The organism is Mycobacterium sp. E2497 (genome assembly GCF_001668695.1).
Lineage (GTDB): Bacteria > Actinomycetota > Actinomycetes > Mycobacteriales > Mycobacteriaceae > Mycobacterium.
Window position 1 is genome coordinate 1 of the sequence record NZ_LZKD01000299.1, and the last position, 15,008, is coordinate 15,008.

Annotated in this window: 11 protein-coding genes; 4 read left to right on the plus strand and 7 right to left on the minus strand. The window is 67.6% G+C overall.

What is annotated here, in order from left to right:
- The coding region (locus A5713_RS26785; RefSeq protein WP_156752053.1) for an ABC transporter permease at positions 1-1,297 on the plus strand (1,297 nt) is incomplete at its 5' end.
- Here the strand turns inward: A5713_RS26785 and A5713_RS26790 are convergent.
- On the minus strand, positions 1,269-2,369 hold the full coding sequence (locus A5713_RS26790) for an esterase-like activity of phytase family protein (RefSeq protein WP_369804536.1): 1,101 nt from the start codon (positions 2,367-2,369) through the stop codon (positions 1,269-1,271). The genes A5713_RS26785 and A5713_RS26790 overlap by 29 nt on opposite strands.
- Before the next feature lie 128 nt (positions 2,370-2,497).
- On the opposite strand from A5713_RS26790, the gene A5713_RS26795 reads away from it, so the two are divergent.
- Complete coding sequence (locus A5713_RS26795; protein WP_068099230.1) at positions 2,498-4,450, plus strand: acyl-CoA dehydrogenase; 1,953 nt, start codon at positions 2,498-2,500, stop codon at positions 4,448-4,450.
- Here A5713_RS26795 and A5713_RS26800 read toward each other — a convergent pair.
- Together A5713_RS26800 and A5713_RS26805 are read right to left on the minus strand one after the other, a co-directional pair.
- Entirely contained in the window at positions 4,440-5,849 is a 1,410-nt protein-coding gene (locus tag A5713_RS26800) for a NarK/NasA family nitrate transporter (protein ID WP_068099231.1), read from the minus strand. The genes A5713_RS26795 and A5713_RS26800 overlap by 11 nt on opposite strands.
- A gap of 220 nt (positions 5,850-6,069) precedes the next feature.
- Positions 6,070-6,537, minus strand: a complete 468-nt coding sequence (locus A5713_RS26805; protein WP_068099241.1) for an LppP/LprE family lipoprotein — start codon at positions 6,535-6,537, stop codon at positions 6,070-6,072.
- Positions 6,538-6,847: 310 nt separating this feature from the next.
- Here A5713_RS26805 and A5713_RS26810 point away from each other — a divergent pair, with 310 nt between their 5' ends.
- Together A5713_RS26810 and A5713_RS26815 are read left to right on the plus strand one after the other, a co-directional pair.
- Positions 6,848-11,053 (plus strand): bifunctional nitrate reductase/sulfite reductase flavoprotein subunit alpha, encoded by a 4,206-nt coding sequence (locus A5713_RS26810; protein ID WP_068099242.1) that lies wholly within the window; start codon positions 6,848-6,850, stop codon positions 11,051-11,053.
- A gap of 111 nt (positions 11,054-11,164) precedes the next feature.
- A complete protein-coding gene (locus A5713_RS26815) occupies positions 11,165-11,473 on the plus strand; it encodes a hypothetical protein (RefSeq protein ID WP_156752054.1) in 309 nt (102 codons plus the stop codon).
- Between the two features lie 21 nt (positions 11,474-11,494).
- Here the strand turns inward: A5713_RS26815 and A5713_RS28010 are convergent, their stop codons facing one another.
- The 4 genes from A5713_RS28010 to A5713_RS26835 are packed head-to-tail and all read right to left on the minus strand — an operon-like array spanning position 11,495 to position 14,997.
- Positions 11,495-13,213 (minus strand): molybdopterin-dependent oxidoreductase, encoded by a 1,719-nt coding sequence (locus tag A5713_RS28010; protein WP_082973177.1) that lies wholly within the window; start codon positions 13,211-13,213, stop codon positions 11,495-11,497.
- A gap of 22 nt (positions 13,214-13,235) precedes the next feature.
- Positions 13,236-13,730 (minus strand): CAP domain-containing protein, encoded by a 495-nt coding sequence (locus A5713_RS26825; RefSeq protein ID WP_068099244.1) that lies wholly within the window; start codon positions 13,728-13,730, stop codon positions 13,236-13,238.
- A gap of 11 nt (positions 13,731-13,741) precedes the next feature.
- A complete protein-coding gene (locus tag A5713_RS26830) occupies positions 13,742-14,356 on the minus strand; it encodes a hypothetical protein (protein ID WP_231980718.1) in 615 nt (204 codons plus the stop codon).
- Positions 14,353-14,997 carry an Mce protein gene (locus A5713_RS26835; protein WP_068099232.1) on the minus strand — a complete coding sequence of 215 codons (645 nt, stop codon included), beginning with the start codon at positions 14,995-14,997 and terminating at the stop codon, positions 14,353-14,355. Before A5713_RS26835 ends, A5713_RS26830 begins: the two co-directional genes overlap by 4 nt.
- Positions 14,998-15,008: the final 11 nt, after the last annotated feature.

A 15,008-nucleotide genomic window follows, 5' to 3' on the forward strand; every position in this document is an offset into this window, starting at 1 on the left:
GGCCACCCGGATCGGCAAGCTACCGCCCGAGCTGCGCCGGTGCGCCGCGCTGGCGGTCGAGCTCGTCACCCGGCCGACGCTGCTCGTGGTTGACGAGCCGAGCGCCGGCCTGGACGCGGAACAACAGCGCCACGTGATGGCGATGCTGCGGCGCCAGGCCGACATCGGCTGCGTGGTCGTGGCGGCCGCGTCATCGCGGACGTCGTCGACCGACTTCGACCTGTGCGATCAGGTGCTGGTTCTCACCTCGGCCGGTACGACGGCATTCCTCGGGCCGCCCGCGCAGATCGAGGCCACGATGGGCACGGCCGACTGGTCCGCGGTGCTCGCCCGGGCGGGCGCCGATCCCGGCGGAACCCACCGTGCGTTCCGTGCCCGCCCATCGGCGTCGGCGTTGACGGCGCCGCCCGAGGTGGCCGCCCCGTCGCCGCCGCCCGCCGAACCCCCGATGGCGCGGCAGGTCCGGCTGCTGGCCCGCCGCGACGTCAGGCTGATCTTCGCCGACCGGCTCTACTTCGTGTTCTTGGCGATTCTGCCGTTCCTGCTGGCGGGAGCGACGCTGCTGATCCCGGGCGATTCGGGCCTGGCCCGGCCACCGGCGGGCGCCGCCCACCCGCACGAAGCCATCGAGATCCTGGCCGCCCTCAACGTCGCCGCGGTGATCATCGGCACCGCGCTGACGATCCGGGCCGTGGTGGGTGAGCGGCACGTCTTCCGGCGCGAGCAGGCTCTCGGGATGTCGACGACGGCCTACCTGGCCGCCAAGATCCTGGTGTTCGGCGTCGCCGCGGCCCTGTTGACGGCGGTCGTGTTCGCCATCGTCGTCGCCGAGAAGGGCGGTCCAACGCGCGGCGCCACCTTGCTGCACGACGCCACGCTCGAGCTCTATGTGAGCGTGGCGGTGACGGCCATCGTGTCCGCGGTGATCGGGCTCGCGTTGTCGGCGCTGGGCACTCGGCTGCGTGAGGTCCTGCCGCTGCTGTTGCCGGTGATCCTGGCGTCGGCGCTGTTCAACGGGAGCTTCGTCCAGCTGGTGAGCAAGTGGGGCTTCCAGGAGATCTCCTGGTTCGTTCCCGCCCGATGGGGCTTCGCCGCGTCGGCGTCCACGGTCGACCTGCGCAGGGTCGACGCGCTGGCCGCCGACTCCCAGACGTGGACCCACTACAGCGGTTGGTGGGTGTTCGACATGACCATGCTGGTGCTCTTCGGCGTGGCGGCGACGGGCTTCGCCCTCTACCGGCTGCGGCCCGAACCCGGCCGGGCCCGCATCACATCGCCAACAACAGGAACTGAGTGACCTGGCGGGGCGAGAAGTTGTTGTCGCTGACCAGCACCACCGACTGGCGACCGTCGGGCAGCTTCGGTCCCAGCGTGATGCCCTCGACGTTGTCCAGCGGTGACAGTCCCGGCGTGGACGACAAATCGACCGCCAGGGTTTTAGTCATGGGCGTCACGGCCGCGTGCTCCATCGACGGGGTGGTCAAAACGTCTGTCGCCGCACCGATTTCGGCGCGGTAGATCCGCACCGTCGGCGGCAGGGCCGACGATCGCTCGATCACCAAGAACGAGGTGTCGGTCAGGGCGACCAGATCGGAGACACCGTTGACATCGGCGGGCGGTGCCGGCGGCTCCATCGGGTACGCGTATTGGGCCGTGGCCGCGCCGGTCGCGACGTCGAACTTCGTGATCCGGGTGAGGATGCGGTGGCCGCCGTCGCTGAGCGGACCGTCGTTGTAGCCGGGGTCCTCCATCGCGGCGAACAGCGATCGGCCGTCGGGCGTCAGCGCCAGGCCCTCCAGCGCCTTGTCCCTGCGCGGGCCCACGCGCTGCGCCGACATCGCCAGATTGGCCGGCAGGGTGAACTGGCCCAGGTAGGCACCGTCGAGCGCCGCGGTCCGGATCCACGGGTCGAGCAACACCGGGCCGGCGGTGAGCCGCTCACCTTCGGAGGACCAGTACAGCCGCTGCCGGGCGGGATCGAACGCGATGCCTTCGGGGTCGGGGGGAACGATCGGCGGCGTGGTATCCGCCCTGAGCGGCGGGAACGGCCGGCCGGACGGGTCGAGCAGCGGATGGGTGCCGGTGAACGTGACGTGGTCAATTCCCCTGTCCGACAGGGACAACTGCACCGTGTAGAACCGGGCCGGATTCTTCTTGGAGCGATCGTCACTGATCACGTAATACAGCTGGCGGCCCGGGTCGTAGCTGAGCGCCGACAGCCCGCCGATGACGGTGCCGTCGAAGGTGGCGTCGAACGGAACCTGCGACTGGCCCAGATACGTCAGCATCGGCCGCGGCGCGGGTGGATGCCCGGACGCGCACCCCACCAACGCCAGGGCGAGACACATCGACGCCACCCACCGACTCATAACCGAGAAGGTAGCGGGCGAGCGTGCACTCAGCACGAAAATTCGGCCCCGACCTCGCCATGGATGCACGTTCGGTGAAAATCGGGTTGTTGTTTCACGCAACGCGAACCGGGGGATACGGTCGGTCTATGGCGCCAGATAGCACAACCATTGCCGAGCAGCTGCGCAACGCCCTCGACGGGCGTTGGCGCGACGTCAAGAACCAGCTGCGGTCCACCATGAGTGAGGACCTCTTCCGCCCGCACTACACCCCGAACACCGTGATCGCGCGCACCAAGGTGGCCGAGCAGATGAGGATCATGGCCGCGTTCGGCGCCGCCGCCGACAACTTCCGCAAGGAGCACGGCGGCACCGGCGACATCGGCGCCGCCATCACGATGATCGAGATGCTCGCGATGTCGGATCTGTCGTTGATGGTGAAGGCCGGCGTTCAGTGGGGGCTGTTCGGCGGCGCCGTGGAAAACCTCGGCACCGAGCGCCACCACGAGGCATACGTCAAGAAGATCATCAGCCTGGAATTGCGGGGCTGCTTCGCGATGACCGAGACCGGACACGGCAGCGACGTGCAGTCGCTGGAGACCACCGCGACGTATGACCCCGCGACGGAGGAGTTCATCATCGACTCCCCCACGCCGACGGCCCGTAAGGATTACATCGGCGGCGCGGCCGAAACCGCCACCATGGCAGCGGTATTCGCGCAACTCATCACGACCGAGAACGGCGAGCCGGTCCAGCACGGCGTGCACTGTCTGCTGGTGCCGATCCGCGACGCCGACGGCAACGACCTGCCCGGGGTGACGACGTCGGACTGTGAGTACAAGGGCGGCCTGCCCGGGGTCGACAACGGCCGAATCGTCTTCGACCACGTCCGCGTCCCGCGGGTGAACCTGCTGAACAAATACGGCGACGTGGCGCCGGACGGGACCTACAGCTCACCGATCGAGAACCCCAACCGCCGGTTCTTCACCATGCTGGGCACGTTGGTGCGCGGGCGGATCACGGTGGGCGGCAGCGCGGGCGCGGCCGCGCGCGTCGCGTTGGACATCGCCACGCGATACGCCTTGCAGCGCAAGCAATTCAGCGCACCCGACGACGAGTCCGAGGTGCTGATCATGGACTACCTGGTGCACCAGCGCCGGCTGTTCCCGTTGATCGCCAAGTCGTACGCGCTGCAGTTCGCCCAGAACGAGCTGGTCAGTAAATGCCACGACATCCAGACCGCCGACGCAGTCGACGCCGACGAGCAACGCGAATTGGAGGCACGTGCCGCCGGCTTGAAGGCGGCCAACACCTGGCACGCGTCCCGGGCGATTCAGGAGGCGCGGGAGGCCTGCGGCGGCGCGGGCTACATGGCCGAGAACCGGTTGGTCGCGCTACGCGGCGACACCGACGTGTTCACCACGTTCGAGGGTGACAACCACGTCCTGACGCAGCTGGTGGCCAAGGAGCTGCTGACGGCCTACGCCGACGACATCCGCAGCATGAGCCCCGTCGAATGGGTCCGCTTCGCCGCCAACACCGTCGGTGAGCGCGTGGTCAAACGCACTGCGGCAGAGACGATCATCCAAACCATCGTCGACGCCCGGCAGGACAGCGAGGAAGAGGGCAGCCTGTTCAACCGGGGCACCCAGATCAAGATGTTCGAGGATCGGGAGGAATACCTCCTCGCCTCCGTCGCGCGCCGGCTGCAGGCCAAATCCAAGGAGATGTCGGAGTTCGACGCGTTCAACGCGGTGCAGGACCACGTGCTGCACGCCGCGGCCGCGCACATCGACCGGGTGATCCTCGAAGCGTTCGTCGCCGGCATCGACGCCTGCCCGCACGAGGAGGCCCCGGAGCTGTTGGGCATCGTCTGCGACCTGTACGCACTGTCGGTGATCGAGGACGACAAAGCCTGGTACATCGAGCATCGGTACCTGTCCACCGAACGCGCCAAGGCCGTCACCCGGGGCATCAACGATCGATGTCGCGCGCTGCGCCCCCACGCGCAAACGCTGGTCGACGGATTCGGGATCCCCGAGCAGCTGCGCTATGCCGAGATGCTGCACCCGGAGAACTTGGCGGACACGGTCACGAGCTGACGGGCTGCTCGCCGAGCACCTCCCAGCCCGACCGCGCCGCGTCCCGTTGCGGCCCGACGTATCTGACCCAGGTCAGGATCGCAGCAGCGACGTAACAGATCAGGAAGAACCAGAACGCCGGCGTCTCGGTGTCGGCGCTGGCATAGGACTGCCGCAGCGCCAGGTTGATCACCACTCCCCCGAGTGCGCCCAGCGAGCCGGCGAATCCGATCAGCGCTCCTGCCCGCACGGTCTCCCAGTGCCGCCGCTCGGCGTCGGCGACACCCAGCGCACGGCTTCGCTCCGCCACGACCGACGGGATGAGCTTGAACACCGAGCCCTTGCCGATGCCGCAAAAGATAAACAGCGCAATGAATCCGACGACGTAGCCGATCGTCGTGAAAGCCCCCACCGGGTCGCCGGGAACGCGTGTGAGGTCTTCATGGGTGCTGACGGCGACCAGGAAGCCTCCGGCGGCGATCATGGCGGTCAGGACGACCAGCGTGACGCGGCCACCGTCGAAACGATCGCCCAGCCTGCCACCGACCACCCGTGCGATCGATCCCAACAGCGGTCCGACGAAGGCGATTTCGGCGGCGTGCAGCGCGGCCTGCCCGTGGCTTTGCCCGGCCGCCATCAGGTTGTGTTGCAGCACTTGGCCGAAGGCGAACGCGAAACCGATGAAGGATCCCGCGGCGCACATGTAGAGGAATGAGATCGCCCAGGTATCGGGAAACGACAGAACGGATCGCACGTGGGCGACCTCGATCGAATGGTCGAGGTTGTCCATGAACAGGGCCGCACCGACACCGACGACGGCCAGCAGCACCAGATAGACGGCGCACACCCAGTACGGCGCCCGATGGCCTGCGGTGGCCAGCACCATCAGGCCGACGGCCTGGATGGCCGCGGCACCGAGGTTGCCGATCCCGCCGGTGAGCCCCAGCGCCATCCCCTTGCGCCGCTGCGGATAAAAGGATTCGACGTTGGCCAGCGACGCCGCGTAGTTGCCACCGCCCAATCCCGTCAGCGCCGCGCACACCAGATAGGGCCACAACGGCAGGCCGGGATGGGCCAGCAGCGCGATCGCACCCACGGTCGGGATCAGGAGCACGACCGATGACAGCACCGCCCAGTTACGCCCGCCGAACCTGGCCGTGCCCATCGCGTACGGGATGCGCACGAGCGCCCCGACCAGGGCGGCGGTGGCACCCACCAGAAGCTTGTCGCCGGTGGTGAACCCGTAGACGTCCTCCGGCATGAACAGCACCATGACCGACCACAGGTACCAGATGGAAAAGGCGACGTGCATGGTCGCGATCGACCAGATCAGGTTCCGGCGGGCGATCAGCCTGTTCCCGGCTTCCCACGCCACGACATCCTCTGGGTCCCAGTGTGTGAGGCGCCGCGAGCTGCCCATGAGACCTGCCTTCCTCCGCCGGATCCACTGCCGGCACTGGTTGTCAAGGATGACAGGGCTCGCCCGGTTATGGCGCAGCCCGGCGTAAGAGTCTACTGAATAAAGCCTGTGAAATTCGGCCGTTTGGCCGCACGAAAGCCGCTCTCGGGTCTGAATATTCACAACGCGGGCCGGACAATCAACGTGCGGGGTTCGCGCGCGTTCGGCTTGTGGCCCAACGTCATTGATTCGGGATCTTGCTGAGCGCCCTCAGCTTGCCGTCCGGGCCGATCTCGAACTTCACCGTGCCGATACCGGTGGGGCAGCACGGCTGATCGTTGCCCTTCAACCATTGGTACTGAACCATGATGGTGTCGTCGGAGGGCGGAAGCACGGTGATGTACGGCTTCGGGTTTGGGGTCGCCGTGCCCAGCGACGTGTTGTGATCGAAGAACAGCAGCTGCTGGCCGGTGGATTCGCTGGCAATGGTGGGGATGATCTGCACCCAGTACAAGCGGCACTTCCTGGCATGTCCGCGAGCGATTTCCACCCACGTGGTACCCGGGACGGTGATGGGAACCGACGCGATGGCGCGCTGCACGGTGTCGGGCGCCGGCCCATCGGAGTCCTTGCACTTCTCGGCCGACGCCGGCGGCGCTGCGGCGTGCTTCTCGCCGCAACCGGAGGCCAGCAGGATCAAGAGGATCACCATCAGCCGACGCACGCGGTGAGCTTAGCGAAGGCTGTGAATGTGCCGTTTGTTTGGTCGGAGACGCCATTCCGATAGGTGATGCCGCCACCCGCCCCGGTAGCCTTGAGCGAAGTCAGCGGGTCGACGATGACCCTTGCTGACCTGGGGGTTTGCGGCTTTTCCGAGAGTTCACGGACGCGCTTTGGCCGGTGAGAGGAAGCCGTAAAGCGGGGGAAACTCCGGATACCCGGTGCCGAAACATCCTCGTCGCACCATTCGATGTAAGCCTGTTGCGCTCAAAGGAGGGAAGTGCGTGGCCAGGGAGTCCATGGCGTCTCACACCGATGCCGTGAACACCGTGTGCGCATACTGTGGCGTGGGCTGCGGAATGGTGTTGCAGGTCACAGAAGATGCCGAGAGCGGTCGCCGTCACATCGCGAAGTCGGTTGGGGACAAACAACATCCGGCCAACTTCGGCCGGTTGTGCACCAAAGGCACCACCACTTCGGACCTTTTGCAGGCGCCCGGCCGGATGGAAGCGGCGCACGTGCGCGCCGACCGCGGGGAACCGATCGAGGCCGTCGACATGGACAGCGCGATCACGCAGTGCGCGGGCCGGTTACGGGCGATCATCGATGCGCACGGCCCGGATTCCTTCGCCATGTACGTGTCGGGACAGATGTCCATCGAGGCGCAATACCTCGCGAACAAGCTGACCAAGGGCTTCATCGGCACCAACCAGATCGAGTCGAACTCACGGCTGTGCATGGCCAGCGCCGGTTCCGGCTACAAGCTCTCGCTGGGGGCGGACGGGCCGCCCGGCTCATACCAGGACTTCGAACACGCCGACGTCTTCTTCGTCATCGGCGCCAACATGGCCGACTGCCATCCCATCCTGTTCCTGCGGATGATGGACCGCGTCAAGGCCGGGGCAAAGCTGATCGTCGTCGACCCGCGCCGCACCGCGACCGCGGAAAAGGCCGACCTGTTCCTCCAGATCGCTCCGGGCTCAGATCTCGCCCTGCTCAACGGGCTGCTGCACCTGATCGTCGAAAATGGGCACACCGACCCCGAATTCATCGCCGAGTTCACCGACGGGTGGGAGGTGATGCCCGGCTTCCTCGAGCAGTACCCCCCGGCCACGGTAAGCGAGATCACCGGGATCCCCGAGGCCGACATCCGCGCCGCGGCCCGCATGATCGGTGAAGCCGAGAACTTTGTGAGCTGCTGGACCATGGGCCTCAACCAGAGCACGCACGGCACCTGGAACACCAACGCCCTGTGCAATCTGCACCTGGCCACCGGCGCGATCTGCAAACCCGGCAGCGGCCCCTTCTCGCTCACGGGTCAGCCCAACGCGATGGGCGGCCGCGAAATGGGTTACATGGGACCGGGTCTGCCCGGCCAGCGCTCCGTCCTGTCGGCAGAGGACCGCGCCTTCACCGAAGACCGGTGGGGCCTCCCCCGGGGAACGTTGCGCACCGACGTCGGCGCCGGCACCATCGACATGTTCTCCCGGATGGCCGAGGGCGACATCAAGGCGTGCTGGATTGTCTGCACCAATCCCGTTGCCTCCGTGGCCAATAGGCGAACCGTGCTGGCGGGACTGGAGCGCGCGGAATTGGTCATCACCCAGGACGCCTTCCTGCAGAACGAGACCAACGAATACGCCGACGTGCTGCTGCCCGCGGCCCTGTGGTCGGAGGCCGAGGGCGTGATGGTCAACTCCGAGCGCAACATGACGCTGTTCCGGCCGGCCGTCACGGCACCGGGTGACGCGCTGCCCGACTGGCAGATCATCGCCCGGATCGCCTGCGAGATGGGCTTTTCGGACGCCTTCAGCTACAACTCCGCCGACGAGGTCTTCGAAGAGATCAAGCGATTCTCGAACCCGAAGACCGGCTACGATCTGCGCGGAGCCAGCTACGAGCGGCTGCGCCGGGGCCCGCTGCAGTGGCCCTGCGCGCCGGAGAACCCGGGCGACCGCAACCCCATTCGTTACCTCAACAACGGGGTCAGTCAGACCCTGCTGGTCCGCGAGGACGGCAGCACACCCCGGTTGGCCTTCCCCACCGAGAACGGTCGCGCGGTGTTCTTCGCCCGCCCGCACCTACCGCCCGAGGAAATGCCGGACAACGACTACCCGTTCCTGTTGAACACCGGCCGCCTGCCGCACCAGTGGCACACGATGACCAAGACCGGCAAGGTCGCCAAACTCAACAAGCTCAACCCCGGGCCGTTCATCGAAATCCACCCCGAAGATGCCGCACGACTGGAGATCGCCGACGGCGACGCGACGGAAATCGCTTCCCGGCGCGGCCGCGCCGTGCTGCCCGCCACGATCAGCGACCGGGTGCGGCCCGGTAACTGCTTCGCCCCCTTCCACTGGAACGACGTCTTCGGCGAATACCTGGCAATCAACGCGGTCACCAACGACGCGGTGGATCCCATCTCGAACCAACCGGAATTCAAAGCGTGCGCCGTCACGTTGGCGAAAGTCGCTGTCTCCGCGGCAGATCCGGCCGCCAAGCCGGCGGCGGACGCCGACTCACCGCAACCCGCGCCCACGGAGGTCACGGAAATCAGCGTGTCACAGGTCGATGCCCTGGCCGACTTGCTCGGTGTGGCAACCAAACCCGTGCCGGAATTCGACGAGCTCGGCCGCTCCTACCTGGCCGGGATGTTGACCGCGCTTCGGTCGGACGCCGGGCGACGCGTGACGGGGGTGCCCACCCTGCCCCAGAGCGCTCCTTTCGATTCCGGCACCCGGCTATGGGTGGATGGTCTGCTCGCGGGTCTGTTCTCGCGCGATGACGCGCCGGCTCCAGCGCGAGCCGCCAAGCAGTCCACGACCGAGGCCCCCAACACCAAACCCGCGCCACGGGCACCCATCGTGGTGTTGTGGGCGTCGCAGACCGGGACCGCGGAAGAGCTCGCCGCCGATGTCGCCGCAAGGCTCGGCGACGCCGAGCTGCCGGTCGCGTTGCATGCCATGGACGACTTCCCGCTGGCCGACCTGGCCTCGACGCGGGAACTGCTGCTGATCACCAGCACCACCGGTGACGGTGAACCGCCGGACAACGGTGCCGGCTTCTGGCGGGCGCTGACGGCGGACGGCGCGGCCAGGCTGACCGATACCCGTTACGCGGTGCTCGCCCTCGGCGACTCGAACTACGACAATTTCTGCGGCCACGGACGCAGCCTCGACACACGCCTCGCCGAACTGGGCGCGACCCGCATCGCCGACCGGGCCGACTGTGAGCCCGACTATGACGACACCGCGGCCAAGTGGCTGGGCGAGGTGATGGAGGCGCTCACCCGCGCCCCCGCGCCTGTCGGCCGCGATCAGCACGCGCCGGCGCGCGCAACGTCGACCGTCCCGTCGCCCTCCCGGTCCGCCCGGCCGGGAGCGGGCACCTACAGCAAAAAGCACCCGCTGATCACCGGGGTGGTCCGCAACACCGTGCTGAGTCGGCCGGAATCGGCAAAAGACGTGCGACAGCTGGTTTTCGACCTGCCGGAAGAAACCGTGAAGTACGAAGCCGGTGACGCGCTGGGGGTGTGGCCGCGCAACAGCGACCAACTGGTCGACGAATGGCTGTCTGTCACCGGACTGGACGGGCAGACCCCGGTCGAGGTCGGCGAGCACGGGTTGATGTCGTTGCGCTCCGCCCTGACCGAGCGCCTGGAGATCGCCCACCTCAGCCGGGACCTCGTGCGGTTCGTGCAGGAGCGCACCGGTGACCCGAAACTCGCCGAGCTGCTGAAGCCGGACAACAAAGCCGCCCTGAGCGATTGGACATGGGGCCGCCAGTCCATCGACCTGCTGGCACGACTGCCGGTCTCGGCGTCGGCCCACGAATGGGTGCGGGTCCTCAAACGCCTTCAGCCGCGGCTGTACTCGATCTCGTCGAGCCCCAAAGAGCACCCCGGGGAAGTCCATCTGACGGTGTCGCCGGTGCGCTACAACTTCCAGGGCGTCCCACGCCGCGGGGTGTGCTCGACGTATCTCGCGGACCGCTCCCCCGGCGACCGGGTCGCCGTCTACCTGCAGCCATCGAGCAACTTCCGGCCGCCCAGCGATCCCGACACCCCGATGATCATGGTCGGGCCCGGCACCGGGATCGCGCCGTTCCGCGGTTTCCTGCAGGAGCGTCGTGCGCTCGGCCACACCGGCCCCAACTGGCTGTTCTTCGGCGAACAGCATGCGGCCACCGACTACTACTACCGCGACGAGCTCGAGCAGATGCGCAGCGACGGGTTCCTCACCGAGCTGGACCTCGCCTTTTCCCGGGACCAGCGCGAGAAGGTGTACGTGCAGCACTTGATGCGTCAGCGTGGCGCCCAGCTGTGGCACTGGCTGCAGGACGGGGCGCAACTATACGTGTGCGGCACCGCAGATCCCATGGCCAAGGACGTCGACCGCGCGCTCTGCGAGATCGCCGCCGAGCACGGCCGCCTCGAGCCCGATGCCGCAAAGGAGTACGTCCGCTCGTTGAGCGCCGACAAGCGCTATCACCGGGACGTGTACTAGGCGGCCTGCCTTCCGCCCGACTCGTAATACGACGGAAACGTCGCGCGCCTGTCGCCGAAACAACCTCGCTGCACCATTCAGTCATTGGTGGCGCCGAGGAGGGACGTACGCGTGGCTCTGGATTTCGATGGGCCCCTCGAGGACACCGGACAGGCCGGCTGCCCGTTGCGGTGCCGCCTGCGACGGGCAGCCGCAGGCGACGAGGGTGACCAGGTCGACTGGGCCGGGTTGCCGATCAACTTGGACCTGGCGTTCTCGCCGCAGCAGCGCGACAAGGTGTACCGGCAGCATCTGATGCGCAAGCGCGGCACGCAGCTACGGCGCTGGTCGCAGGACAGCGGTCGCTCATGCGCCTGCGAGTTTGCGGCCGACGGTCGACGCGTCTACCCGGACGGCGCCGACTCGATGTCCAGCAGCTAGCGATTCCGCGGGCCGCGGCGTTCACCGCACCCCAACGCTGATGGTCTGAATCGCGTTGCCGCCGTAGCCGAACCGATTCCATTCAGGTCGCTCGGGTTGGGTGTTGCCGGCCTCGTCAGTCGCCCGTGCCCGGACCGTCATGGGCCCTCGAACGGCGCAGTGCGTGAACAACTCCCACCACTGCCAGCTGTGCCGGCGGCGTTCGCCGAGCAGGCGGGCGGCCTGCCACGGACCGTCGTCGATCCGGACGTCCACGCGGTCAATGGGTGCCGAGCCCGACCAGGCGACGCCCCGCACGACGAAATCCCCCGCGGGCACCGCGGCGCCGTCGGCGGGCTGGGCGATCAGCGCGCGCACGCGCTGCAGGCGGACCGGATCACGGACGACGGCGCCGTCGCGCTCCCATTCGTACTGATACCGCTGCGTTTGGAAGAACGCCTCGAAGGGATGGCCGATCACGTCGATCTCGGTCAGCCACTTGACCGACGCGACGGAATACCAACCGGGCACGACCAGCCGCACGGGACGACCGTGCTGCAGTGGCAGCGGTTCGCCGTTCATCGCGTACGCGACGAGCGCGCCGGAATCGCGGGCGTCCCGCACCGACAGGGCGCGCTCGAACCGCACCGGCCCCGTCTTGCCGTCGACCGGACCCGCGTCGGCGCCGCGGAATACCACATCGTGGGCGTCCGGCATCAGACCCGCCCGGTCCAGGATTTCCGCCAGCGGGACGCCGGTCCATTCGGCGGTGCTCGCCGCCCCGAAGCGCCACTGCTCGCCGTCAACGGGCGGATCGAACTGTGCGCGACCGTTTCCGGCGCATTCCAGCGTCGCGAGCAGCGACAGTTTCGGCATGTTGTGTAGGTCGCGCAAGCAAATGCGCAGGGGCCGCTCCACCAGCCCGGTGACCGTCAGCTCATAGCGCTGCGGATCCAAGATCGGAGTCGTGAAATGGTTGCGGACGTAGAAGTGGGCGGAGGGCACGACGACGCCCCCGATCAGCTCGGGGAGCGATGTCTCGCAATTGAGCGGATCCTCGCGATGCACAACCAATCCGGGATCACCGCCATGACTCACGACCGGCAACCCGGCGGCGGCCCAGGCGCACATGCCGCCCGCCAGGTTCACCGCGTCGAAGCCCGAGCGGCGCAGCGAGGCCGTCACCGCGGACGACCGGCCGCCCGAGCGGCACACCACGACGATGCGGCGGTCGCGAGGTAGTTCGTCTTGTCGAGTGCGCACGCGCCCGGCCGGCAGTAGCAACGCGGCCGGCGCGTGCTCGGTACACCATTCGTCGGGCTCTCGCACGTCGAGCAGCAGGGCGCCGGCATCAAGCAGGGCTTTGGCTGCGCGGGGGCCGACCTGCGGTGTGTCCGCAACGATCTCATGACCGGTGGCGACCGGGAAGCCGGCGGCCTGCCAGGCTTCGAAGCCGCCAACCAGGTCCGAAACATCGTCAAACCCCGAGGTGCGCAGCAGGTTCGCGGCTGCGATGGAACGCTGGCCGCTGCCGCAGTAGACGACCAACGGAACCGCCGGATCCAGATCGGAAAGCGAATCCATCAGTGCCGGCGCCGGAATCACCCGCGCGCCCGGGATGATGCCATGCACCGTCTCGTGCGGACCGCGGATGTCGACCAGTTGCAGCTGAGGGTCCAAGCCGCGCAATTCGGCGAGCTGGCCGATGGTCAATCGCGGCGAGGTCTCGACGACCTCCATGCCCGGCGGCTCGAAATTCATCGGGACCTTCTCTCCAGACCTGTCATCGGTTGCGCGGGGCCGGCTGTCCGTACATGGCCACCACGACGGTGCGGTCCATGCTGTTGTTCGACCACACCCCCATGGAGCTGTTGGCGCAGTCGCGGATGATCGCCATGTCGTCGGGGTTGTAGTACCACTGGTTGACCAGTTCCAGGCTGCTGATGGCGATGGCCGGGTTGATCGCGATCGTCTCGGCGGCCTTACCGTGGAATCCCGCCGCGTTGGCGCGGTCCTGCGGCGTCGACCCGTCGGATCCGATGTCGTCGTTGATGTTTCGGTTGTTCATCATGTCGTCGGCGTGCAACTGGGCGGCCAGCGTGAGCGCGTTGTCCCTGATGACATCGTTTGTGCAGCCGGCCTGATGTTGCAGCGTGTAGACGGCGGAGACGACGGCGCTGTTAAGCCGCTTGTTGTCGGCATGCGCCGAGGGCGCCGCCAGCAGCCCCGGCCCCGCGAGAAGGACGGCCGCGGGCAAGACGCGCACCCATCCGATCATGACCACTCCCCTCACACCGGGTCGAAATGCGAAACCAGCCATCGCCCGTTGACGTTCTCCAACGCCACCCGGATAACGGGCTGGGTGTCGGTGGGAGCACCCTCGCCGATCGTGATGGTCTGGTTGACATACAGCAGGACCACGGCGTGGTTTGCCGTCGCCGAAACCGGTGCCGCCGCATTGACTTTGGCGGCTGCGGTGATGTGCTTTTCCTTGGCACCCGGAATGACCACCTGGCGAGTCAGCTCCGTGTAGGCATCCTTGAAGTCCCCCGTCAGCCGCTCGCGCGCGGCGGCGAGGTCTTTGTCCACCGACTCGGCCTTGTACGACAGCAGGGCGACCGCGTCTTCGCTGGCGACGCGCACCGATTCCGCGCGCGCCCGCGCGAGGTCGTCCGCGGAGCCCACCGCCCACTTGAAGTAGCCCGCCGCGAGCGCCAACAGCAGCGCCAACGCGGGTAGCACCGCGTACGCGAGGACACGGGACCACGCGATCGGTGGCCTTGCCCGCGTGGTGGTCTCTGGTTCGTCGTCGGATGCCTCACCGGCACCGGCCACGTCCGCGGGCGTCGCCTCGGTGTCGACGATCTCCTCGTCGTACGTGGCGGTTTCGTCGAGTGTCGTCATGGCACGAACACCACGTTCGCCACCTTGGCGTCGTCACCGACCGACCGAACCTCGATGCGCATGCGCCATTCCCGCGGCGCCTCCTCGCCGCCGGCGGTGCGCGACTTCACTGCGACAGCGACCAAGACCTGCGCGGCATCGCCACGCTGCGACTCCAAACCGGCATCGGTCACGGTGCCTTCCGATTTGGACTGTGCCGCCTTGACGACTTCGATGAACGGCTTGGATCGCTGCTCGAAGTCGTCGCGGAATGCCCCGGTGGCCAGATCGAGAATGCGCTGCACGTCGGCGTCGACCTGGGTGTAGTTGATGGTCGTGAGGTTCACGGCGCCCTGGCGGGCGACCTGCACGAACAGATCCCGCTGCGCTTGGGCCTCATGCTTCTGGTGGGCCCGGTAGCCGAGCCAACCGGTCAATCCCGCCAGCACCGCCACGACGAGGGCGCCGGCCACCAACGCCCGCCCGTTGCGCGATAGCCGCGGGGTGGCACGGCGACGTAGGCCCGCGAGCCGGTTCTTCGAAGCCGCCGCGTCCTCAGCGGTCTCGTCAGCCTCGTTCGCCTGTTCGGCGCCGGTCGGTGCTGATTCACCGAGTTCCTCAGCGGTATCGGCGATTTCGGGCCTCTCAGTATCTTCGGCCATCTTGCTCCTTT

Coding starts and splice junctions, on each gene's coding strand:
- A5713_RS26810 (WP_068099242.1), top strand. CDS start 6,848: ATGGCGTCTCACACCGATGCCGTGAACACCGTGTGCGCATACTGTGGC.
- A5713_RS26795 (WP_068099230.1), top strand. CDS start 2,498: ATGGCGCCAGATAGCACAACCATTGCCGAGCAGCTGCGCAACGCCCTC.
- A5713_RS26790 (WP_369804536.1), bottom strand. CDS start 2,369: ATGAGTCGGTGGGTGGCGTCGATGTGTCTCGCCCTGGCGTTGGTGGGG.
- A5713_RS28010 (WP_082973177.1), bottom strand. CDS start 13,213: ATGAATTTCGAGCCGCCGGGCATGGAGGTCGTCGAGACCTCGCCGCGA.
- A5713_RS26830 (WP_231980718.1), bottom strand. CDS start 14,356: ATGACGACACTCGACGAAACCGCCACGTACGACGAGGAGATCGTCGAC.
- A5713_RS26825 (WP_068099244.1), bottom strand. CDS start 13,730: ATGATCGGATGGGTGCGCGTCTTGCCCGCGGCCGTCCTTCTCGCGGGG.
- A5713_RS26835 (WP_068099232.1), bottom strand. CDS start 14,997: ATGGCCGAAGATACTGAGAGGCCCGAAATCGCCGATACCGCTGAGGAA.
- A5713_RS26800 (WP_068099231.1), bottom strand. CDS start 5,849: ATGGGCAGCTCGCGGCGCCTCACACACTGGGACCCAGAGGATGTCGTG.